Origin of the sequence: Haladaptatus sp. DYF46, from assembly GCF_021083305.1 — an archaeon.
In the GTDB taxonomy this organism is placed as follows: domain Archaea; phylum Halobacteriota; class Halobacteria; order Halobacteriales; family Haladaptataceae; genus Haladaptatus.
The window spans coordinates 69,692-90,907 of record NZ_JAJFAY010000001.1; the positions used below are offsets into that span (position 1 = coordinate 69,692).

General features: G+C 63.5%; 16 protein-coding genes. 12 read left to right on the top strand and 4 right to left on the bottom strand.

What is annotated here, in order from left to right:
- Nucleotides 1-72 precede the first annotated feature (72 nt).
- The 4 genes from LJF34_RS00400 (at nt 73) to LJF34_RS00415 (ending at nt 3,949) form a co-directional block, all read left to right on the top strand.
- The gene (locus LJF34_RS00400; RefSeq protein ID WP_231182659.1) at nt 73-516 is read left to right on the top strand and encodes a VOC family protein; all 444 of its coding nucleotides are present in this window, start codon (nt 73-75) and stop codon (nt 514-516) included.
- A 70-nt stretch (nt 517-586) separates the two neighbouring features.
- Entirely contained in the window at nt 587-1,000 is a 414-nt protein-coding gene (locus LJF34_RS00405; RefSeq protein ID WP_231182660.1) for a hypothetical protein, read from the top strand.
- A gap of 44 nt (nt 1,001-1,044) precedes the next feature.
- Nucleotides 1,045-3,126 carry a ribosome rescue protein RqcH gene (rqcH, locus tag LJF34_RS00410; protein WP_231182661.1) on the top strand — a complete coding sequence of 694 codons (2,082 nt, stop codon included), beginning with the start codon at nt 1,045-1,047 and terminating at the stop codon, nt 3,124-3,126.
- A gap of 130 nt (nt 3,127-3,256) precedes the next feature.
- Entirely contained in the window at nt 3,257-3,949 is a 693-nt protein-coding gene (locus LJF34_RS00415; RefSeq protein ID WP_231182662.1) for a DUF4013 domain-containing protein, read from the top strand.
- 89 nt (nt 3,950-4,038) lie between these two features.
- On the opposite strand, the gene LJF34_RS00420 is transcribed toward LJF34_RS00415, so the two are convergent.
- Nucleotides 4,039-4,659, bottom strand: a complete 621-nt coding sequence (locus LJF34_RS00420) for a DUF4013 domain-containing protein (RefSeq protein ID WP_231182663.1) — start codon at nt 4,657-4,659, stop codon at nt 4,039-4,041.
- A 181-nt stretch (nt 4,660-4,840) separates the two neighbouring features.
- On the opposite strand from LJF34_RS00420, the gene LJF34_RS00425 reads away from it, so the two are divergent.
- A complete protein-coding gene (locus tag LJF34_RS00425) occupies nt 4,841-5,926 on the top strand; it encodes an mRNA surveillance protein pelota (protein ID WP_231182664.1) in 1,086 nt (361 codons plus the stop codon).
- A 65-nt stretch (nt 5,927-5,991) separates the two neighbouring features.
- Nucleotides 5,992-6,528 carry a hypothetical protein gene (locus LJF34_RS00430; RefSeq protein WP_231182665.1) on the top strand — a complete coding sequence of 179 codons (537 nt, stop codon included), beginning with the start codon at nt 5,992-5,994 and terminating at the stop codon, nt 6,526-6,528.
- A gap of 39 nt (nt 6,529-6,567) precedes the next feature.
- On the opposite strand, the gene LJF34_RS00435 is transcribed toward LJF34_RS00430, so the two are convergent.
- Nucleotides 6,568-7,302, bottom strand: coding sequence for an MBL fold metallo-hydrolase (locus tag LJF34_RS00435; RefSeq protein WP_231182666.1), 735 nt, complete (start codon nt 7,300-7,302; stop codon nt 6,568-6,570).
- A gap of 442 nt (nt 7,303-7,744) precedes the next feature.
- On the opposite strand from LJF34_RS00435, the gene LJF34_RS00440 reads away from it, so the two are divergent.
- The 4 genes from LJF34_RS00440 to LJF34_RS00455 all read left to right on the top strand — a co-directional run bounded on the left by LJF34_RS00440 (nt 7,745) and on the right by LJF34_RS00455 (nt 13,938).
- Complete coding sequence (locus LJF34_RS00440) at nt 7,745-8,866, top strand: succinylglutamate desuccinylase/aspartoacylase family protein (RefSeq protein ID WP_231182667.1); 1,122 nt, start codon at nt 7,745-7,747, stop codon at nt 8,864-8,866.
- A gap of 69 nt (nt 8,867-8,935) precedes the next feature.
- Nucleotides 8,936-9,346 carry an SRPBCC family protein gene (locus LJF34_RS00445; RefSeq protein ID WP_231182668.1) on the top strand — a complete coding sequence of 137 codons (411 nt, stop codon included), beginning with the start codon at nt 8,936-8,938 and terminating at the stop codon, nt 9,344-9,346.
- Nucleotides 9,347-9,460: 114 nt separating this feature from the next.
- Nucleotides 9,461-12,187 carry an ATP-dependent helicase gene (locus LJF34_RS00450; RefSeq protein WP_231182669.1) on the top strand — a complete coding sequence of 909 codons (2,727 nt, stop codon included), beginning with the start codon at nt 9,461-9,463 and terminating at the stop codon, nt 12,185-12,187.
- 113 nt (nt 12,188-12,300) lie between these two features.
- Nucleotides 12,301-13,938, top strand: a complete 1,638-nt coding sequence (locus LJF34_RS00455; RefSeq protein ID WP_231182670.1) for an SLC13 family permease — start codon at nt 12,301-12,303, stop codon at nt 13,936-13,938.
- A gap of 88 nt (nt 13,939-14,026) precedes the next feature.
- On the opposite strand, the gene LJF34_RS00460 is transcribed toward LJF34_RS00455, so the two are convergent.
- A complete protein-coding gene (locus LJF34_RS00460; RefSeq protein ID WP_231182671.1) occupies nt 14,027-16,768 on the bottom strand; it encodes an AAA domain-containing protein in 2,742 nt (913 codons plus the stop codon).
- 129 nt (nt 16,769-16,897) lie between these two features.
- Between LJF34_RS00460 and LJF34_RS00465 the strand changes: the two genes are divergently transcribed.
- Nucleotides 16,898-18,934, top strand: coding sequence for a prolyl oligopeptidase family serine peptidase (locus LJF34_RS00465; RefSeq protein ID WP_231182672.1), 2,037 nt, complete (start codon nt 16,898-16,900; stop codon nt 18,932-18,934).
- Here the strand turns inward: LJF34_RS00465 and LJF34_RS00470 are convergent.
- Nucleotides 18,931-20,121 carry a DHHA1 domain-containing protein gene (locus LJF34_RS00470; RefSeq protein WP_231182673.1) on the bottom strand — a complete coding sequence of 397 codons (1,191 nt, stop codon included), beginning with the start codon at nt 20,119-20,121 and terminating at the stop codon, nt 18,931-18,933. The two genes, LJF34_RS00465 and LJF34_RS00470, sit on opposite strands and share 4 nt — an antisense overlap.
- Nucleotides 20,122-20,318: 197 nt before the next feature.
- Between LJF34_RS00470 and LJF34_RS00475 the strand changes: the two genes are divergently transcribed.
- Complete coding sequence (locus LJF34_RS00475) at nt 20,319-21,131, top strand: FkbM family methyltransferase (protein ID WP_231182674.1); 813 nt, start codon at nt 20,319-20,321, stop codon at nt 21,129-21,131.
- Nucleotides 21,132-21,216: the final 85 nt, after the last annotated feature.

Genomic DNA, 21,216 nt, shown 5'->3' on the forward strand with positions numbered 1-21,216 from the left:
CGATTGTGATGTGTTATCTCCCCTCTCGGTCGGGCAATCCTTATCTCCCGTTGCGGAGACTGTCGGTTCGTCATGTCCGAGTTCGACTCCGACCACGATATCTACCCGATGCCCCTCTTTCCCCAGTTGACCGTCTCTTCCGTCGAGGAATCGACGGCGTGGTACGAGGCGCTGGGCTTCGACATCATCTACTCGACGCCAGCGATGGCCCACGTCCGCTACCGAAAGTACGCGGACGTCATGCTCGTCGCCGACGAGACCGAGGGGGACACGGACGCGGAAACCCCCCGAGGAAATGGCGTCGCCATCTACCTCACGGTTGAGGACGAAGCCGTCGACGACGTGGCGGAGCGGGCCGAGGAAAACGATGCCGACGTGGTCGCTCCGCCGCACGAAACCGGGTGGAACACGCGGGAAACGACGGTTCGAGACCCTGACGGCTACGAACTCGTGTTCTCCGAGCGCGCCGAAACGGACCGCAATTTCGAGGACGTCATGGGGTTGTCCAACGCGTAAGCGACCGTTCGGCGCCCGAACACCGCCGTTTCACCTGAAAGCTTATCCCGAACCGCGAGACACTCCGGTCGTGACGACCGAGAAACACGGACCCGGTGAAATCGTTCTGGGGCGGGATACGCGCCTCTCGAAGCGACTGCTCGCGGTCGCGGTCGGTCTGTTCGCCCTCACGTTTCTCGTCCACACACCGCCGTGGATTTTCCCCGTGACGTTCACGTTCGGGTTCGACCTTCGAATCCTCTTCGTGCTGACGGCGATTCCGCCGCTGCTGGTCGCCTACTGGAACGACGGGATTCTCGTGAGCCTCGCCCTCGCGACGGCTCCGACGCTGGCGTTTTTCGTCTCCATCGCCGCGTTCGACGCGGTGTTCCCGACCCCGACGTTGACGTGGGGCGTCGGAACTGGGATCGCGTGGGGGCTGGCGGTCGGCGTTCCGGCCTATCTCGCCGGTGCGATCGCTCGGCGAACCGTCCCGCCGGGGTGACGTCGAACGACACGCCTTTCCTCTCGCCCGAGAAAACGACGATTATGGATAGAAAGCGAGAGCTTTCGAGCATCGACCTCGCCGCCATCTCGCGGGAACTCGGTTCCTTCGAGGGCGCGAAGGTCGATAAGGCGTATCTCTACGGCGACGACCTGTTGCGTCTGAAGATGCGCGATTTCGACCGCGGTCGGCTCGAACTGCTCGTGGAAGTGGGCGAAGTGAAGCGCGCCCACACCGTCGCACCGGAACACGTCCCGCCCGCACCGGGTCGGCCGCCGAACTTCGCCATGATGCTCCGCAACCGCCTCTCGGGGGCGGACTTCGCGGGCGTCGAACAGTTCGAGTTCGACCGCATCCTCCAGTTCCATTTCAAGCGCGAGGACGGCGACACGACCATCGTCGCGGAGCTGTTCGGACAGGGCAACGTCGCGGTACTGGACGAGAACAACGAGGTCATCGACTGCCTCGACACCGTTCGGCTCAAGTCCAGAACCGTCGCGCCGGGGTCCCAGTACGAGTTCCCCAGTTCGCGCGTGAACCCGCTCGAAATCGACTACGAGGAGTTCGAGTACCGGATGAACGACTCGGACACCGACGTGGTTCGGACGCTGGCGACGCAACTCAACTTCGGCGGCCTGTACGCCGAGGAGGTCTGCACCCGCGCCGGCGTCGAGAAGGCCATGGACATCACGGACGCCGGTGAGGACGAGTACGAGCGCCTCTATGCCGCCATCGAACGTCTCCGCGAACCGCTGGAAACCGGCGACTTCGACCCGCGGGTTTACTACGAGGACGACGTTCGAACGGACGTGACGCCGTTCCCGCTCGAAGAGTACGAGGACAGGGATTCGGAGGCGTTCGACTCGTTCAACGCGGCGGCGGACGACTACTTCACCAACCTCGACGTGTCCGAAAACGAGGACGCGGGCGAACCGCAGAAACCCGACTTCCAAGCTCAAATCGAGAAACAACAGCGCATTATCGAACAACAGGAGGGCGCTATCGAGGGCTTCGAACGGCAGGCGGATGCCGAGCGCGAGAAGGCGGAACTGCTCTACGCAAACTACGGCTTCGTGGACGAAATCCTCGCCACGGTTCGGAACGCCCGCGCCGAGGACACGCCGTGGGCCGACATCGAAGCCCGATTCGAGGAGGGTGCGGAACGCGGCATCGAGGCGGCGGAAGCGGTGCAGGGAATCGATCCGAGCGAGGGGACCGTCACGGTCGAAATCGACGACACCGACGTCACGCTCCTTCCCGACGACGGCGTCGAAAAGAACGCCAACCGCCTCTATCAGGAGGCCAAGCGAATCGAGGAGAAAAAGGAGGGCGCGCTGGCCGCCATCGAGGACACCCGCGAGGAGTTGGAGGAAGTCAAACGGCGCGCCGAGGAGTGGGAAGAAGAACCCGAGGAGGAGCGGACGGAACCCGAGAACATCGACTGGTTGTCGCGGGCGTCGATTCCGGTTCGGAAACAGGAACAGTGGTACGAGCGGTTCCGCTGGTTCCGCACCTCCGACGGCTTCCTCGTCCTCGGCGGGCGCAACGCCGACGAGAACGAGGAACTGGTCAAGAAGTACATGGATCGAAACGACCTGTTCTTCCACTCGCAGGCGCACGGCGGTCCCATCACCATCCTGAAGACCTCCGACCCGAGCGAACCGTCGACGGACGTGGACGTGCCCGAGCAGAGCAAGCAGGAGGCGGCCCAGTTCGCCGTCTCCTACTCGTCCGTGTGGAAGGACGGACGCTTCGCGGGTGACGCCTACATGGTCACGCCGGACCAGGTGTCGAAGACGCCCGAGAGCGGCGAATATCTGGAGAAGGGCGGGTTCGCAATCCGCGGCGACCGGACCTACTTCGATGACACGCCGGTGGGAGTAGCCGTCGGCATCACCGTCGAACCCAACACTCGCGTCATCGGCGGTCCGCCGTCGGCAATCGAGAAGCGGGCCGAAACCGTCATCGAAGTCGAACCGGGCCAGTACGCCCAGAACGACGCCGCGAAGCGACTGTATCGGGAGTTCCGCGAGCGGTTTGCGGACACCTCGTTCGTCCGCAAGGTGGCGAGTCCCGACCTGATTCAGGAGTTCCTGCCCGCGGGCGGCAGTCGGATGACGGATTGAATTAGATTTCGTTCGAAAACGCAATCTCCGGTCTGACACGTCTACTTTCCTGCGCAAACGATTAAGCCCTCAGACGCCGTCTGTTCGGCTGTATCGGGCGAGCCGTGGGTTCGACCCGAGGGGGAAATCAATGTTCAACGAAAGCATCCGGTATCTGAAGGACAGTGACGACGCCGCGACGACGATACTCGTCGGCGGTCTGCTCGTCATCTTCGGGTTCCTCATCATACCGGCAATCGTCGTGGAAGGGTACATGATTCGCGTCCTGCGTCGGGTTTCGGAGGGTGATACGGAGGCCCCGAAGTTCGACGAATGGACTGAACTGTTCGTGGACGGACTGAAAGCGCTGGTCATCGCGTTCGTCTACCTGCTCGTACCGGCCATCTTCGCCGCCGTGTTCATCGGCGGCGGGGCGGCGCTCTCGAACAACTCCGGCGTTCTGGGCGGCCTCATCATGGCCCTCGGGGCACTGTTGACGTTCGTGTCGGGCCTCGCGGTCTGGTACGCGCTTCCCGCCGCGCTCGTGCGGTTCGCGGAGAAGAACACGATGGGGTCGGCGTTCGAGTACGAGTCGTACCTCCCCATCCTGCGCGACCGCGAGTACGCGACGGGATGGCTCATCGCGCTGGCGGTCGTCGTCGTGACCGGCATCATCGTGAGCGCCATCGCCGTCATACCGCTCCTCGGATGGCTGGTCGGCGTGTTCCTCGGGTTCTACGCCCACGTCACGGCGTCGTACATATACGGCCGCGCCTACGCGGAAGCGGACGAACACAGGTTGCGCGAAGGTCCCGAAGTGGAAGAGGGACGGCCCGCGGTCTGAAACTCCCGTCTCGATTTTTGCAGTCCGATTTGTAAAGCGATGTCCGTACGGGTCGCCACCGAGCGACGTCGAAACCGGAGACGCGCCGTTCAGTCCATCGGGGTCGCCGATTGCTCCGTCGAGTGGTGCGGGGTCTCGACCACTCTGCCGAACGCCGCGCCAAACATGTAGCTTCCGGCGAGGTAGAGCCAGAAGTAAAAGAACGGGAGCAGGATGAGTCCGAATCCGAGCGTGAACACGGCGAGGACTCCGACCACCACTCCGATGGCGATGGCGACGAAGAAGGTCAGTAGGACGGCGGTGATGTACTCCTTGCTCTTCAGCACCGGTCCGAGCGTGTCGAAGTCGAACGCCGCGCCGATGGTACCGGTTCGGGCGAGGTTGGTAATCGCGGCCGGGAGGAGGTAGTTGATGGCGAGGCCGAGAACGCCCGAGACCAACACGGTGAGCACGCCGAGACCGCTCGCCAGACCCGTCGCGTCGTTCGAACCGGTGAGACCGGCGGCGAAGCCGACCACGAACATGATGACGAACGGGATGAGACCGTACACCACCGCGACGACGGCACCTTTCACTCCGTCCATGAACATGGTCCCCCAGTCGGTGAATTCAGGGGGTTCCTCCTCATTTCTCGACGCGGCGTTCATCGTCCGCACCATGTATCCGGCCACGAAGAAGGCGGGGATAAGGAAGATGGAGAAAAATGTCAAGGTACCACCAATGATAAGTCGTGCAATTCCGCTGTCCCCTTTCGTGGGGTACGATATCGCTTCTTCGAGCATCGTAACGGAATATCAAATTCAGTAGAGTTAGTTCTACCTGATGGTTTCACCCCGCGAAGGGAACGACCGAATAGCAGGGCACTTACCGCCGGACAACACAGTCCTATCCATGCAGATACACGACCGTACGTCCATCGACGGGACCCGCGAGCGCATCACGCTCGTCCCCGAGAGTCTGGACGACCTCTGGCATCTCACGTATCTCCTCGAACCGGGCGACGACGTGTCGGGCGACACGACCCGTCGCATCCAGCGGGCCGACGACCAGATGCGCGACACGGGCGGCGAGCGCGAGCACATGCACATCACGCTGCGGGTGGAGGACGTGGAGTTCCATCGGTTCGCCAACCGCGTCCGCGTCGGCGGGGTCATTACCGACTGCTCGCGGGAGGATCAACTGGGCCTCCACCACACGCTCAACGTCGAGGAGCGCGAGAAGCTAACCATCGAGAAGGAGTGGAAACGCGACCAACTCGACCGACTCGACGACGCGGTCGAAGCGACGGATAACCCGGACGTAGCCATCGCCACCGTGGAGGAAGGCGAAGCCTACATTCACACCGTGGCCCAGTACGGGGCGGACGAGTACACGTCCTTCACCGGAACGACCGGAAAGGGCGAGTACGCCGGCGGGCGAACCGAACTGTTCGACAAGTTGGGGTCCGCGCTCTCGCACCTCGACGTGGACGCCATCATCCTCGCCGGGCCAGGCTTTACGAAACAGGACGCCTACGACCACATCGCCGAGGAGTATCCCGACCTGACCGAGATGATAACGACGGTGGACGTGAGTTCCACCGGCGACAGGGGCGTCCACGAGGTGCTGAAACGCGGGGCCGTGGACGACGTTCAAGCGGAAACGCGCATCGCCGAGGAGGCCGAACTCATCGACGACCTGATGAAGCGAATCGGCGAGGGCGCGAAGGCCGCCTACGGTATCGAGGAGGTCAAGCAAGCGACGGACTTCGGGGCCGTCGAGCGGTTGCTCGTGCTGGACGAGCGACTCCGCAAGGAACGCGGCGCGCTCGGCGAGGACGAAGCGGGCGGCGAGTGGGAGATCGACGTGAACGAAATCATCACCGACGTGGAGCGGAAGGGCGGCGACGTGACCGTCTTCTCCCACGAGTTCGCGCCGGGCGAGCAGTTATCGAACCTCGGCGGCATCGCCGCGATCCTGCGCTATCGATTGAACTGAGCTCCGGCTGAATTTTCTCGCTCGGCAAGAACGTTTACCAGCACCCTCCTCGAAATATCGGGCGGATGTTTCTGTATCTGGCTGCGAAGTTGGCCATCGTGGCCGTTTACTATCTCGTCAGGCTCGTCCCCATCGTCGGTTTGAAACTCTCGAATCGGTACGAACAGCAGGTGTTCGGGCCGTTGGTGGACGACCTTTCGGTTTCCGACCTGACCGCGGAACGGTCGGGAAAATCGGTGTCCGTCGAACTGACGCTGGACAACGACAGCACTCTCGACGCGCACGTCGTCGGGGGGAGCGTTCGATTGGGCCACACGAAGGACGGCGAAACCGCCTGCACGTTCGTCTGGACGGACCACTTCGATGACCCACCGAAGAACGTCGAAGTAACGAAAATCGGGAGCGGTGGGGAGGGACCCCTCCGACTCGAACACTGTATCGATGGCGACGACCTGTGGCTGGACGGCGAGTTACGACTGCGCCGGGTGTTCACGATTCGGGGACGGGAGTTACCGCTCGGTGTCGCCACCTTCTCGCTTCCCGAAACGTCGGTGGCGCTCGAATCGCGTGAGACGGCCGAAAAAGCGACGACGGACGGATAGAACGACGAGCAGAGCGGCGGCGGAGACGAGAGTACGCCGTCAGAGTTCGACGGACAGGAGGTCCTCCGCGAATCCCACGTCGCCGTCGTAGTGTTCCGCGATGGAGTTCAACATCGCCTCGTGGTTGCCGTCCGTGTGCGGGTAGAGATGCGTGAGATAGACGCGGCCGATATCGGTTCCAGACAGCGCTTCGCCGAGTTGCGACGGCGTCGGGTGGTTGGACACGTCAACCTCGTCGGGGAACGAGCAGTCGTGGACGAGCACGTCGCTCCCGTCAGCGAAGTGGGCCAACCCTTCGAACGCCTCGCTGTCGCCGCTGAACGTGAACTCGTCCTCGAACCGGTAGGCGAGACACCGCATCGAGTGGCGCGTCTCGAACCCCTCGACGCTGAAGTCCGCGACGGAGAACTCCTCTCCGGCGGTGATCTCTCGAACTTGGAGGTCCACCCGTCCGTCGAGGTAGTCGTGGACGGAGAGCAGTCCGTCGAGGAGGGCTTTCGTCCCGGTCGGACCGACGACTTCGAGTTGTTCTTCCCCGGCGAGCCAACGGGCCTTCAGGAGGGGCATGAGGTCGGACACGTGGTCCACGTGGTGGTGGGTGAGGAGGACCGTCGAGACGTTTTCGTATCCCACGCCCGACTGCTGGAGGCGGTGGAGGACGCCGCTGCCGCAGTCCACGAGAACGCGACGGTCGTCGTCCTCGACGAGGATACCGGTCTGGACCCGACTGCCGGTGGGCATCGCGCTTCCCGTACCGAGAAACGTGATTCGCATGTGTAATCCCGAGCGCGGGAAGGTGAAAAAGGTTCAGTCGTGCGGTGTGGTGGCGGGGTACGTCGGTTCGATATCCGGGTCGAACGCGGTGAAATACGGCATCTAACCCGTTTTCAGGCTTCGTCCGAGCGGTGTCGGTTCCGTGTTGCTTGCACGCGCTCGAATCGTTGACACACAATAAATTACTGACAGATGTATCCGCTGGGGTGATGGGTCGTCGTACTCCCTCCCATCGGCGCTCTCGGTGCGACTATCGAACCGTTTCGGATGTTCACATCAGGTGATGCTTAGTACGAATCAACTCCGACGACACGACGATTCCAGCGGTCGTTATGACGAAATCCGTTTTCCGCTGTCAAACGTTTACGGCTCCGTTCTCGGTGATTATCCCCGAAGGATGCCTATAACAAAATGTCAATAGGGGTGTAGATATGGACGGCTCATGAAGGAATTTACGAACGATAGTTCGGAAAGTCAGACGAGTCGGCGAACGTTCCTGCAAGCCGGAACGGCCGCCGTTGCGGCGACGACGCTCGGCGTTTCGGCGACGGGGCTCGGAAGCGCACAATCGTCGGATACGTACAAGATTCGCGAAGGCACGGGGGACGAATCGGAGGTCGTCGTCATCGACTCGGGGACGTCGGGGCCGACGGCCGTCGTCGTCGGGGGAATGCACGGCAACGAGACGACCGGTTACAAGGCCGCCGCGAAGATGCGAGATTGGTCGATAGACGAAGGGAAACTCGTCCTGATACCGAAGTCGAACCCGACCGCGCTGGAGAACGACACCTACACGACCGACAGCGGAAACCTCAACAGGCAGTTCCCGCCGGGAGAGGAGCCGAAAACGCCGCTCGCGCGAGCGATCTGGGGCGTCATCACCGACCACGATGCCGACGTCGTGTTCAACCTACACAGCTCCAAGGGCATCTACAAGAAGGACGTCGGCCCCGAGGGCGTCGGACAGGCCATCTACCCGACGACGATAGACGACGCCGCACGGAACGCGACGAACGCCGCGGAGTACATGAACGAGAACCACCTCGGCGACCGGGAGGACTACTACGAATTCAAGCGCGGTAACATGATAGACGGCGACCGACCGCTGTTGATTCACAAGGTGAATTCAGACCTCGAAAAGCCCGGCTTCATCGTCGAAACGACGCGGTACGGAACGTCGTTGGAAACGCGCATCGATTGGGAACTCGAAATCGTGGAGTACCTCCTCAGCCAGTACTCCATCGACCGCACCTCGGGCACGTCCTCGGACGGGTCCGGCGACGACTCGTCCGCCGCTAGCAGTTCGGACGAACCGTCGTCCGATGGCGGCGGCTCGAACGACGACTCGTCCGGTGCTGATTCCTCCGACGATGATTCGTCGAGCGACGGGTCGTCCGACGACGAGAGTTCCAGCGACGATTCCTCGGACGGGGAAGATTCCAGTGGCTCCGACGACGGAGGGTCGAACGACCCCGCCGCGAGCGACCGAGAGCGGATCAACCAGTACCTCGAAGAGAACGAGGACGCCGACTGGGCGACCCTCGTGCGACAACTCCTCGGCTGACGCCGTTCGACGGTGCTCGGTCGGGGACGCGGGCAGTACCGATTTCGTCCATCACCTCGTTTTGCGGGTATGGCAAGCGACGTTCGAGTCGAGCGCGGACCGACCGGCCGTCACATCGCCGTCTCGCGACCGACCGCCGCCCCGCCGGAACGCGTCTGGTCGGTGCTGACCGATACGTCCGAATGGCCGACGTGGGGGCCGTCAGTAACCGACGTCGAGTGTACCGACCGCGTGATTCGAGTCGGTTCCACGGGGCGGGTCCGGACGCCGTTCGGCATCTGGGTACCATTCGAAATCACGGCCTGCGAGGCGTTTCGATGGACGTGGTCCGTCGCGGGCGTTCCAGCGACCGGCCATCGTGTCGAAGCGCTCGAAACGGGGAGTCGAATCGTCTTCGAACTCCCGCTCCCGGCGGCCGGTTACGTCCCCGTTTGTCGGCGGGCGCTCGAAACCGTCGACCGTCTCGCCGCCGAAGGTTGATAAGTGAAGACGGGAGCAGTTCGGCGTATCCGATGGCCCTCACCATCCGCACGCTCGTTCACTTTCACTCCGCTGGCATAACCCTCTTTGCCGCCCGCCACCAACGCGGAACAAATGGACGCGAGAGGGCTGTTGGCCCGCGAGGAGTTCGATTTCGACCCCGAGACGGTCGAAATCGAGGACGAAGCGACGTTGGACCTCCTCGAACCCGCAGTGCGCGAATGGTGGGCCGAACAGTTCGGCGCGTTCGTCCCGGAGAACGGCGGCTTTTTCACGCCGCCACAGCGCGAGGCCATTCCGCTGATTCACGGCCACGACAATGCCCTCATCGCGTCGCCGACGGGGAGCGGAAAGACGCTCGCGTCGTTCACCGCGATTCTCAACGAGCTGTTTCGACGGGAACAGGAGACGGGATTGGAGAACTCGGTGTACTGCCTGTACGTCTCGCCGCTGAAATCGCTTGCCAACGACATCCACCGCAACCTCGAACTGCCGCTGTCGGGAATACGGGAGCGGATGGACGACGTGAGCGAGGTTCGTCACGCCATCCGACACGGGGACACGGACAAGACGGCGCGACAGAAGATGTTGAAGGAGACACCGCACATCCTCAACACGACCCCCGAGACGTTGGCCATCCTGCTCAACTCGCCGAAGTTCCGCGACAAACTCCGGAGCGTCGAGTACGTCATCGTGGACGAAATCCACAGCCTCGCGGACGGAAAGCGCGGAACCCACCTGTCGGTCAGCCTCGAACGCCTCGAGACCATCGTCGAATCCTCGCCGACGAGAATCGGATGTTCCGCGACGGTCGAACCGCTCTCGGACATCGCGGAGTTCCTCGTCGGCAGGGAGGAACCCGGCGGGGAGAGTCGCCCGTACGAAATCGTGGACACGCGATTCGTCCGGGAGTTCGACCTCGAACTGTTCTGTCCGACCGACGACCTCGTTCACACGCCGCGGGGCGTCGTTCAGGAGCGGTTTTACGACCAACTCCACGACCTGATCGGGGACCACACGAACACGCTCGTCTTTACGAACACGCGCTCCGGGGCCGAGCGAGTCCTTCAGAATCTCCGCGAGAAATTCTCCGACTACGACGAGGAGAACTCCGGGTGTCATCACGGCAGTCTCTCGAAGGAATCCCGCCACCGAATCGAGGAGCGCCTGAAGAACGGCGAGGTGGACGTGGTGACGACGTCGACCAGCCTCGAACTCGGCATCGACATGCCGCACGTCGATTTGGTCGTGCAGGTGGGGTCGCCGAAGAGCGTGGCATCCCTGCTCCAGCGCGTCGGACGCGCGGGCCACCGCCTCGGGCAGACCGTCACCGGCCGCGTCATCGCGCTCGACCGGGACGAACTGGTCGAGTGTGCGGTCATGTTGAAAAAGGCCGAGGAGGGCTTCGTGGACCGCGTGTTCGTCCCCGAGAACGCACAGGACGTGGCGGCCCAACAGGTGTACGGAATGGCGATAAACGAGGTCCGCCCGGCGGAGGACGTGAAGGCGACGCTCCGGCGGGCCTACCCCTACCGAAACTACTCGGATTCGGAGTGGGACTCCCTCCTCCGGTATCTCACGGCGGACTACGACGGGATGGAGGACAGAAACGTCTACGCCAAGGTGTGGCACGACGAGAACGACCCGCCCGACGGGGAGTACCACTATCCCGATTTCCCCGTCGGCGAACCCTTGATGGGAAAACGCGGACGGTTGGCCCGCGTCATCTACATGACCAACATCGGGACGATTCCCGACTCGTTCACCTGCGACGTGTTCACCCGCGCGGACAACGAGTGGGTCGGGGATTTGGACGAGAGCTACCTCGACACGCTGGAAAAGGGCGACGTGTTCGTCCTCGGCGGGCAGCACTTCGAGTACCGCTACCGACGCGGGTCGAAGGTGTACGCGGACCGAACCAGCGCCCGCCCGACGGTGCCGTCGTGGTTCTCCGAGCGCCTGCCGCTCTCCTACGATTTGGGGCGAGAAATCGCCGCGTTTCAGGGCGAACTCCTTTCGCGATTGACCGACCGCGGGAAACCCGCGGTTCGGGTGTGGCTTCGGGAGTTCCCGTTGGACGAGAACAGCATTCGGGCCATCGCGCGGATGTTCGACGAGCAGGTCCGCTACGCCGGGGAAGGGAGCGTCAGCACGGACGAGCGATTGACGGTCGAAATCGAGATGGACCGCGACGAGTACGAGCGCCGGTACTACGTCCACTCGAACTACGGACGACGGTTCAACGACGGCCTCTCGCGGGTCGTCGCGTACCGCTGTGCGCAGGCGGCCAACACGAACGTCGGCGTGGCCGTCGCGGACAACGGCTTTACTGTCTCGATGCCGCTCAACCGCAAGGTGGACGTCCCCGGCATCATCGCCGACATCGACCCGGAAGACGTCCGGGAAGACCTGCGCGCCGCGCTTTCGGGAACCGACCTCCTCCAGCGGTACTTCCGAATCAACGCGACCCGCTCGCTGATGATACTGAAACGCTACAAGGGCTACGAGAAGTCGGCCAGCGAACAGCAGGTATCCAGTGAGATGCTGCTCGGGTTCGTAGACGGACTGGACGAGTTCGCCGTCATGGAGGAAACCTACCGCGAAATCGTGGAGGACAAACTCGCGCTCGAACCGGTCGAGGAAATCCTCGGAAAGGTGCGAGCGGGCGACATCGACGTCGTGCAACACCGCGTCGAGTCGCCGACGCCCCGCGCGTTCGGACTGGCGACGCTGATGGCGAGCGACGTGGTGTTGGCGGAGGACGAGAGTGCGGTGTTACAGGAGTTCCACGAGCGCGTCATGGACTCCATTTCGGACGGGACCCCTACAACCTCGAACTGACTTTCTGACTCGGAGGCAAAAATTGAAATAACGGAATATTTTTGTGTTTCAACTATAATATCTATCGAGAATCGAAAGGATTAATTCGCGGGATTACATGGCTGTGCGTATCAATGGCACAGACGGATCCACGCAAACGACTCCTGCTCTTCGTTCTCGCGCTCGTCGGAACGGCGATTATCGCGGGCGCACCGACGCCAAGCGGCCTCTCCGTTCGGGGGCAGTTCGCGTTCGCAACGATGTTCTTCGCGGGGTTCCTCTGGGTGACGGGGACGCTCCCGCTGGCGGTGACGGCGCTGTCGATACCCGTCCTTCTCACGATATTCGGCGTGTACGCCGACCTCGACGCGGCACTCACGGGCTTTGCCGACCACCTCATCTTCCTGTTCATCGCCGGGTTCATGCTGGCGAACGCGCTCCAGAAGTACGACATCGACCGGCGAATCGCCCTCTGGTTGATGTCCGTGATGGGGTCGTCGCCGCGCCGTCTCGTCCTCGCGGTCATGCTGGCGACGGCGTTCCTCTCTATGTGGGTGTCGAATACGGCGACGGCGGCCATGATGACGCCCATCGCGCTGGGCGTCCTCTCGCAGGTGTTGGGCAAGGAAACGGTGGAAGCGGCGAAGACGACTGATACCGCCGACACGGGTGATTCGTCGCCCGCTCCCGACGGCGGCACCGTCGCCGCAGACGACGAAGCGTTCTCCAACCTCCACGTTTCGATGCTCCTCGGAACCGCCTACGCGGCCAGCGTCGGCGGCGTCGGGACGCTCATAGGAACGCCGCCGAACGCGGTGTTGGCCTCGCAACTGAACGAGATTCTGGGCTACGAGATCGGCTTCGCCCAATGGTTGCTCATCGGCATCCCGATAGTTGCCATCACCCTTCCGCTCGTCTGGTACGTCCTCACGTATTTCCTCTACCCGCCGCAAATCGACGACGTGAGCGACGCACGCGAGATGGCTCGCCAGTACCTCGAAGAGGAAGGGGAGTTGAGTCCGCGCGGAAAGCGTGTCGCGCTCATCTTCACCGGCACCGCTCTCCTGTGGGTGGTCGGCGGATTGGGCGATGGCGTAAAATATCTCATCGACAACGGCTACCTTCCGCTTTCGGACGCGTGGTTCACGACCCTGTACGGCGGCGAGGGAACGAGCGTCTTCGGCGTCGACGGCCATCAGGGAACCCTCTACTACGTCGTCGTCGGCCTCGCCTCGGTTCCCGCCCTCGTGCTGGCAGACACGATGGAGTGGGACGATTTGGTGGACATCGACTGGGGAACAATCCTCCTGTTCGGCGGCGGCATCGCCCTCGCGGACGCGCTGGCGACCACCGGCGCGACGAAGTGGATTGCCGACTCCGTGTTCAAATCGCTCACCGGTGCGCCCATCGTTCTCGTCGTGGGCATCGTCGTCCTCCTCGTCATCTTCCTGACGGAGATGACCTCGAACACCGCGACGGCGACCATCATCGTCCCCATCCTCATCAGCATCGGGGGCGTCTTCGCGGCCACGCTCGGACTGACGGACGTCGCCGCCGCCGTCTTCCTCTCCGTCTCCGGGGCCATCGCGGCGAGTTTCGCCTTCGCGCTCCCCGTCGCTACCCCGCCGAACGCCATCGTCTTCGGGAGCGGGTACCTGAAACAGGAACAGATGATGCGCGCCGGCGTCGTGTTGAACCTGATAATGACCGTCGTCCTCACCGGCCTCATCTGGTTGCTGTTCCAGTTCGTCTGGCCGCACGTCCTCTGGTAACGGTACCGCCGGTCCGGTCGGCCGGATTCGCTTTCAGTCCGGCCGCACCGACAGCGTATCCAACGCGTTCGGAACGACCAACACGTGGCTAGGACGCCCACTCGATCATCCGGTCGTAGAGCGGCGACGAACGGAGGGCGCGCTCGTCGCCGACGAGGACGAGCGACTTTTTAGCGCGGGTCAATGCGACGTTCACCCGGCGGTAGTCGTCGAATATCGGACTGTCCAAGTCGCCCGTGGCGACGAACGAGACGACGATGACCTCCTTGCTCGACCCCTGGAACCGGTCCACCGTATCGACGGCGACGGCGTCGGGAACCCGCCGGGAAATCTCGGCGACTTGCGCGCGGAAGGGTGCGATGACGCCGATATCCTCGTGGGGGACGCCCGCCTCCACGAACCGGGAGACGAGTTCCGTGACGCGCTCGGCTTCGACCGGGTTCGTGTTGCCCGCCGTCTTCCCATCGGGGTCAACGAAGACGACGCCGGGACGGAGTTCGGGCGGCAGGGCGTCGGTGTCGACGGTCGGCAAGTCGGCCAACTTCTGGGCCGCGACGTCGCCGCTCGCCGGGCGAAGCGCGCCGTCGTAAAACTCGCGGGAGGAGAACGCCTGAATCCGTTGGGCCATTCGATACTGGCGGTCGAGCATCACGGACGCGTCGGGATACAGTTCGACGAGTCGCTGGAACAGGGAAGTCGAGAGGTCGCCCCCTACGACGTCACCGTCCGTGTTTTCCTCGGAGTCCGATTCCGCGTCGGTCGCTTGGACGACCGGCGGCAGTTGGTGGTGGTCGCCGACGAGGACGAACCGCTCGGCGAGGTTGATGGCCGCCTGCGTGGCCGGTTCGGTCAACTGCGAGGCCTCGTCCACCAGCGCCACGTCGAACGCCTGTTCGCGCATGATTCGGGAGCCACAGGTCGCCGTCGTCGCCGCCACGACGCCCGCCCCTTCGAGTTCGGCGACGCGCGCGCCGGGGTCGCCGCTTCGCTCCAAGCGGATGTCTTGCATGTCCCCGCGGACGCCGCTTTCGGTGCCGACGCGGAGTACATAATCGGACTGCGTCCGATTGCCAGCGGAGCTTTGCTCCGCGCTGTTCTCGAATCCTTTGTCACGCAGCGCCTCAAGCGCGTTGTCCACCGCGCGGTTCGTGAACGCCGAGAGGAGGACGCGGTTGCCGTCGTCCACGAGCGCGCGGATGGTCCGCGCGATGGTGTAGGTCTTCCCGGTGCCGGGCGGGCCGTGGATGAGCGCACAGTCCTTCGCGTTCACCGCGAGGTTGACCGCCGCGTTCTGCGCGTCGTTGTTCCCGATGAACGTCCGCTCTTCGGACTCGAACTCGGGGTCCTGCCGTCCGAACAGCACGTCCTTCCGTCGTTGGTCGCCCTTCAGCAGGGCGTCGTGGAGCGCGGTCAACATTCCGTCGGCGGAGAACTCCGAAGGATACACGTCCAATCGTCGGAGTTCGACGGGTTCGTCCGTCGTGACGACGATTTCCTCGCCCAGTTTTTGGACCCGTGCCAGTTCCGCGTGGCCGCTGACGGGATTGCCCTTGCTGGCGAGAACGACGTCTCCCTCCCGAATCTTCGACACGGCGTCGTCGGTCCGGCGAGCGCGGAGTTCCCAGCGCCCGCCCTCGATTTGTGCTTGTCCCGCCGGTTCCAAGCCGATGAGCGCCCGGTCGTCGTCCGCCCGTTCCTGCGCCGTCTGCTCCCACAGTTTGGCGTACTCGCGGTGGGTCGCTCGGCGTTCCCGTTCTATCTGCTCGTACTTCTCGCGGAAGTACTCGCGTTCTTCCTCCGGAATCGGCCGTCCGATTTGGCCCGCCTTGGACTCCTGATCCAGGCGTCCGGAGACGACCATGCAGGTGTCCTTCTCGAAGCAGTACTCGCACTTGGCGTTCGCCTCGTACCCCGTCGGCACGTCCATGTCGAACTCCGCCGCGGCGATTTCGTTGCGGGTCCTGACGACGAATTCGAGGAGGCCCTTTCCGATGGAGAACTCCTTTGCAGGCGAGAGGTCGCCGGTCTCCTCCGTGCGGTCCAGCGCGGAGTTCTTCGTGTAGAGGAGCGTGCCCGTGTCCGCCGGAACGCCGCGCTCCTGCAGGAGGAGGGCGTAACAGGCCGCCTGAATCTTGTCCTGAAAGCGCGGGTCGCGGTTCGTGTTCTTCCCCGTCTTCAGTTCGACCGGCATCCCGCGCCGGAGCGCGTCACAGCGCCCCTTGATGCCGAACTGCTCGCTGATGAGCGTGTACTCGCTCCGCCAGTCGTCCGTGTCGTCGAGGACGCCCTGTTCCAGCCATCCTTCGATGGCGCGGGCGTTCTGTCGCACTTCCCCCGCCACCTCGTCCGCCTCGCGTCCGAGCAGGCCGAGTTGGAGGCCCACTTCCTCCACGCGCTCCTCGATGGAGTCGTCCAAGTCCCGGCCGCGGAGCAGGTCGCCGAACACCTCGTGGACGATGGTCCCCTTCACGACGGGGTAGTTCAGCGGAATCGCGGACAGTTTGTTCAGGTAGTACATCCGAGGACACTGCACCCACGAGCGAACGTCGGTCACGTTCACGAGGAACGAGGGCTCGACCACGACGTACGAGTCCTTTCCCGTCGCGTACTTCGTTTCGCCGTCGTACTCGGTTTCCTCGGCGTCCGTCACGAGCAGTTCCATCCCTTCTTCGAGGTACTCTGCGGTTTCCGCCCACTTTCCCCACAGCGTTACCGTCTGTGGCACGTCGTCGTCCGGTTGCACGCGTACCTCCGCGAGGTCGCGTTCCCCGTACTGCGTACTCACGGTTCGCGCCTCGCCCGGTTCGCTTATCGTCCCCCGTATATTCACGGACCGTTCGTACCCGCTCTCACGGAAAAATACTGTCGATTACTCCGCGAACCGTCCTCTCCCGACGTCCCTCTCGTCGCGTTATCGATTCCAGACAAGATATTTGGCGGACCTTCGACTATTTCGAGTATGCCACGGACTCCCCCACCGACCGAAGCGCGTGAGACCGTCGAAACGCTCCACGGCGAGGTGATTCGCGACCCGTACCGCTGGTTGGAGGGCGACGACGAGGACGTGTCAGAGTGGGTCGCCGCACAGAACGAGTACGCGGAATCGTTCCTGCACGGGGAGACGCGCGACGGACTCGAACCGCGGTTCCAAGCGCTGGCGAACACCGCGACCTACTTTCCCATCGTCCCGACGTCGAACGGCTACTTCCAGCGGTACACGCCCGCCGACGAGGACCTTCCGCTGTTGACGGTTCGGGACGAACTCGACGGCGAGCGACGCGTCCTCGCGGACCCGAACGACTGGCGCGACGACGCCACGGAGACCCTCGACTGGTTCGTCCCCTCGCCGGACGGGTCGCTCGTCGCCTACGGCGTCATGGAGGGCGGCACGGAGCAGTACGACGTTCGCGTCGTGGAGACGAAGACGGGGGATCTCGTGGACGAACTCCGCGAAACGGGCCGAACGGACCAGCGATCGTTCGCGTGGACCGACGGGGGATTTTACTACGGCCGAACCGGCGCGCTCGAAGACGGCGGGCAACTCGACAAGTCGCTCGCGTATCACCGACTGGAGGAAGACGACGCGGGCGACGAGGACGACGAACTCCCCATCGAACTCGACGAACAGACGTGGGCGGGCCTGCACACCGACCCGGAGAGCGACTTTCTCGTGGTCGAACTCACTCGTGGGTGGGAGCGGACGGACATCTACGCGCAGCGGGACGGCGAGTTCGAACCGCTCGTGACCGACGAGGTGGCCATCTTCGAACCGCACTTGCGGGACGATAGACTGTTCTTCCTGACGAGTTTCGACGCGCCTAACTACCGAATCGTCGCGGCGGACCTCGAATCGGTCGGCGCTCCCGACGGATTCGACTCGCCCGAGGAGTTCGAAAGCGTCGTCTCGGAGCGGAACGACGCGATTCTCCGGGAGTTCGCCCTCGCCGGTGATCACATAGTCGTCCAGTACGAACGCGATGCCGTCTCGGAACTCGCCACCTTCGAACTCGATGGAACGCACGTCGAGGACGTTTCGCTCCCCGAGATGGGGTCGATAGACGAGGGAAGTCTCCACGGGTCGCGGGAGGACGACGAGTGTTTCTTCCGCTTCCAGTCGTTCGACCACCCGCCGACCGTCTATCGCTACGTCGTCGGCGAGGGAGTGAGGGAGATCGACGCGCCCGAGGTCCACATCGAAACCGACCTACAGGTCGAACAGGAGTGGTACGAATCGGCCGACGGTACCGAAGTTCCGCTCTTCGTGGTTCACGGCGGCGTCGAACCGAACGGCGACAACCCGACGCTGCTGTACGCTTACGGCGGGTTCGAACTCAGTCAGACCCCCGCGTTCAGACGCTATGCGTTGCCCTTCCTCGAACGCGGCGGCGTCTTCGCCGTCGCGAACGTCCGCGGCGGCGGCGAGTTCGGCGAGGAGTGGCACCACGCGGCTCGAAAGGAGAACAAGCAGAACACCTTCGACGACTTCGTCGCGGCGGCCGAACACCTCATCGAGCGCGGCTACACGAGTTCAGACCGTCTCGCCATCGACGGGCGGAGCAACGGCGGGTTGACCGTCGGCGCGGGCATCACACAGCGCCCGGACCTGTTCGCCGCCTGCCTCTGCGTGGTGCCGCTCCTCGACATGCTCCGGTTCCATCGGTTCCTCCTCGGCGCATCGTGGACCGCGGAGTACGGTTCACCCGACGACCCGGAGGCGTTCGAGTACATCCGCGACTATTCGCCGTACCACAACGTGGTGGAGGAGTCGTATCCCGCCGTGCTGTTCAAAACCGCCGAGGGGGATACTCGGGTTCATCCGGCCCACGCGCGGAAGATGGCCGCCAAAATGCAGGCGAAACACACCGGCGACGCCCCCATTCTCCTGCGCGAGGAGCGAAACACGGGCCACGGCGTCGGCAAACCGAGGGAGATGGTCGTTCGGGAGAAGTTGGACGAATGGACGTTCGTCTTCGAGCAGTTGGGCGTCGAACGCTAATTCCGCAGATACGCGACCACGTCGTCCGGGTCCGCCGGCAGGCCGCCGCCCTGCGCGAACGTCGGACTGCCGCCACCGCCGCCGCCGAACTCCGCCGTCACCTCGTCCACCACGTCGCCCGCTTCGACGTCCCCGTCGGTGCCGACGACGAGGAAGGTGGCTCCGTCCGTCCCCGTAAGGGCAATCACGTCGGCCGTCTCGCCCGCGAGATCACGCACCGTGTCTCCGAGTTCGTTCGGGCCGACGCCCTCCACCGCGCCGACGAGCCATTCGTTGCCGTTTCGGGCGACCGTCTCGTCCGCGAGTTCCTCGATGGTCGCACCGAGGAGTTGCGACTTCGCGTCCGCCAACTCGGCTTCCAACGCGTCGAGTTCGTCCGTGAGGCGGGACACCTCGTTCGGCAAGTCCTCGACTCCGGTTCCGGCGATTCGCGCGGCGTCCAGCGCGCTCCGTTTTTCCTCCGCTCGCGTGCGGATGGCCGGCGGCCCCACCGCGAACTCCACGCGCGTCATGCCCTCGCCGGGGTTCGACCGGTCGAGTATCGTCACCGGCCCGATTTCGCGGGTGTTCTCGACGTGCGTGCCGCCGCAGGCCGCCACGTCCCACCCGTCGATGTCCACGACGCGAACCGTGTCCGACCCGCTCAACACGCCCTCCTCCGTCTTCGTGTTGAACGCGATGTCCTCGCGTGCCAGCGCGTCCTCCTTCGGGACCTCCTCCCACGAGACGGCCATCGAATCCCACACCGCGCGGTTCGTCAGGCGTTCGAGTTCCGTCAGCACGTCGTCGTCGATATTCGTCGAAGTCTGGAAATCGACGCGCACCTTCCCCTCTCCGATGTCGAACCCGCCGTAGCCGAGGTCGTCGAGGATCAGTCGACCCGCACCGTAGAGGACGTGGCTCGCCGTGTGCGACCGCATGCAGTAGGTTCGAAACTCCTCGTCTACCTGTCCGACGATTTCGTCGCCCTCCTCGAACGCGGGGTCCGTTTCGAGCGCGTGAACGATGTCGCCGTCGCGCTTTCGTACGTCCACGACTGAAATCCCCCCGAGGGTACCTCTGTCGGCCGGTTGGCCGCCGCTCTCGGCGTAAAAATACGTGTCCGTGAGAACGACGTCCGTCCCGTCGATTGCCGCAACCGTCGCGTCGAAACTCGTCCGATATGGCTCTGCTGGCGCGCTGGTCATACCCCGTTCTCCGAAACGGGCGGACAAAAACGCTACGCCGACTTCGATACCGAGCGCGGTAGGTCCACCATCGCGAACGTCAGCTCCGTCTCCCGTGCTGCTACGGGATTCGAGATGCCACCGACGACCGTGGCGGTTGAGGTTCATCTCACCGATCCGATGTTTTTTATAATCGGGAAATAATCATCTTTCAAAGAATGCCTGCGTCAAATCTCAAGATGAACGTGATCCGGGCGGGGCGAGCGGTGCTCACTACGCAGCCGATCATGGGTGTCATCGATAGACTCGGGCTGAAATCGACCCTTTCACGGACGTACTGGTGGCTGTTATATCGTGCGAGCGGCGGTGAGTACACCCAACAGGTCGGGGACGTCAGCACGACGTTCCACGCTTCGTCGGCGAGCAGTTTTCGCCACTATCACACCTTGGTCGGCGAGCGCCCCGTCATCGCCGACTTGCTCTCTCGACTGGACACGGACGACGTATTTTACGACGTCGGGGCGTACATCGGAAGCTACACCTGCTTGGCCGCTACCCACCTCACGGACGGGCAGGTCGTCAGCTTCGAACCGCGACCGAATCACGCAGCTGAAATCGAGGCGAATCTCTCTCGAAACGACTTGCAGGCGGACGTTCGACGGGTGGCGCTCTCGGACGAAGCGGGTGAAACGGCGATTTCCACGAGCGCTCGACTTTCGGAGTCAGGGCCACAACAGGTGTCGCTCGAACGCGGCGACCAGTTGGTCGAACGGGGTTCGGTGCCGGCCCCGACGGCCGTGAAAATCGACGTCGAGGGAGTGGAAGCCAAAGTGATACGTGGTATGGAAGCGACGCTTTCACGCCCCGACTGCCGATTGGTGTACTGTGAAGTCCATCCGACGTTCCTCGACGAGTTCGATTCGACCGAGGAGGAGGTCCTGACGGCGCTCGAAGCGTGCGGGTTCACGGTCGAAACGATACACACCCGCGGACAGGAGTACATCATCCGGGCGGAAAAGGAGTCGCAGTAGATCGAAACCATCGGTCCGAAACCACCATCCCATCGTCTTGGCGCTTCCGAACGCACGCGATGCGGATCCCCGAGCGTACCCCTGC

What these genes read in the sequence shown, in the direction of transcription:
- LJF34_RS00400 (WP_231182659.1), top strand. Translation starts at nt 73, where the DNA reads ATGTCCGAGTTCGACTCCGACCACGATATCTACCCGATGCCCCTCTTT.
- rqcH (WP_231182661.1), top strand. Translation starts at nt 1,045, where the DNA reads ATGGATAGAAAGCGAGAGCTTTCGAGCATCGACCTCGCCGCCATCTCG.
- LJF34_RS00415 (WP_231182662.1), top strand. Translation starts at nt 3,257, where the DNA reads ATGTTCAACGAAAGCATCCGGTATCTGAAGGACAGTGACGACGCCGCG.
- LJF34_RS00425 (WP_231182664.1), top strand. Translation starts at nt 4,841, where the DNA reads ATGCAGATACACGACCGTACGTCCATCGACGGGACCCGCGAGCGCATC.
- LJF34_RS00430 (WP_231182665.1), top strand. Translation starts at nt 5,992, where the DNA reads ATGTTTCTGTATCTGGCTGCGAAGTTGGCCATCGTGGCCGTTTACTAT.
- LJF34_RS00435 (WP_231182666.1), bottom strand. Translation starts at nt 7,302, where the DNA reads ATGCGAATCACGTTTCTCGGTACGGGAAGCGCGATGCCCACCGGCAGT.
- LJF34_RS00440 (WP_231182667.1), top strand. Translation starts at nt 7,745, where the DNA reads ATGAAGGAATTTACGAACGATAGTTCGGAAAGTCAGACGAGTCGGCGA.
- LJF34_RS00445 (WP_231182668.1), top strand. Translation starts at nt 8,936, where the DNA reads ATGGCAAGCGACGTTCGAGTCGAGCGCGGACCGACCGGCCGTCACATC.
- LJF34_RS00450 (WP_231182669.1), top strand. Translation starts at nt 9,461, where the DNA reads ATGGACGCGAGAGGGCTGTTGGCCCGCGAGGAGTTCGATTTCGACCCC.
- LJF34_RS00455 (WP_231182670.1), top strand. Translation starts at nt 12,301, where the DNA reads ATGGCACAGACGGATCCACGCAAACGACTCCTGCTCTTCGTTCTCGCG.
- LJF34_RS00465 (WP_231182672.1), top strand. Translation starts at nt 16,898, where the DNA reads ATGCCACGGACTCCCCCACCGACCGAAGCGCGTGAGACCGTCGAAACG.
- LJF34_RS00470 (WP_231182673.1), bottom strand. Translation starts at nt 20,121, where the DNA reads ATGACCAGCGCGCCAGCAGAGCCATATCGGACGAGTTTCGACGCGACG.
- LJF34_RS00475 (WP_231182674.1), top strand. Translation starts at nt 20,319, where the DNA reads ATGCCTGCGTCAAATCTCAAGATGAACGTGATCCGGGCGGGGCGAGCG.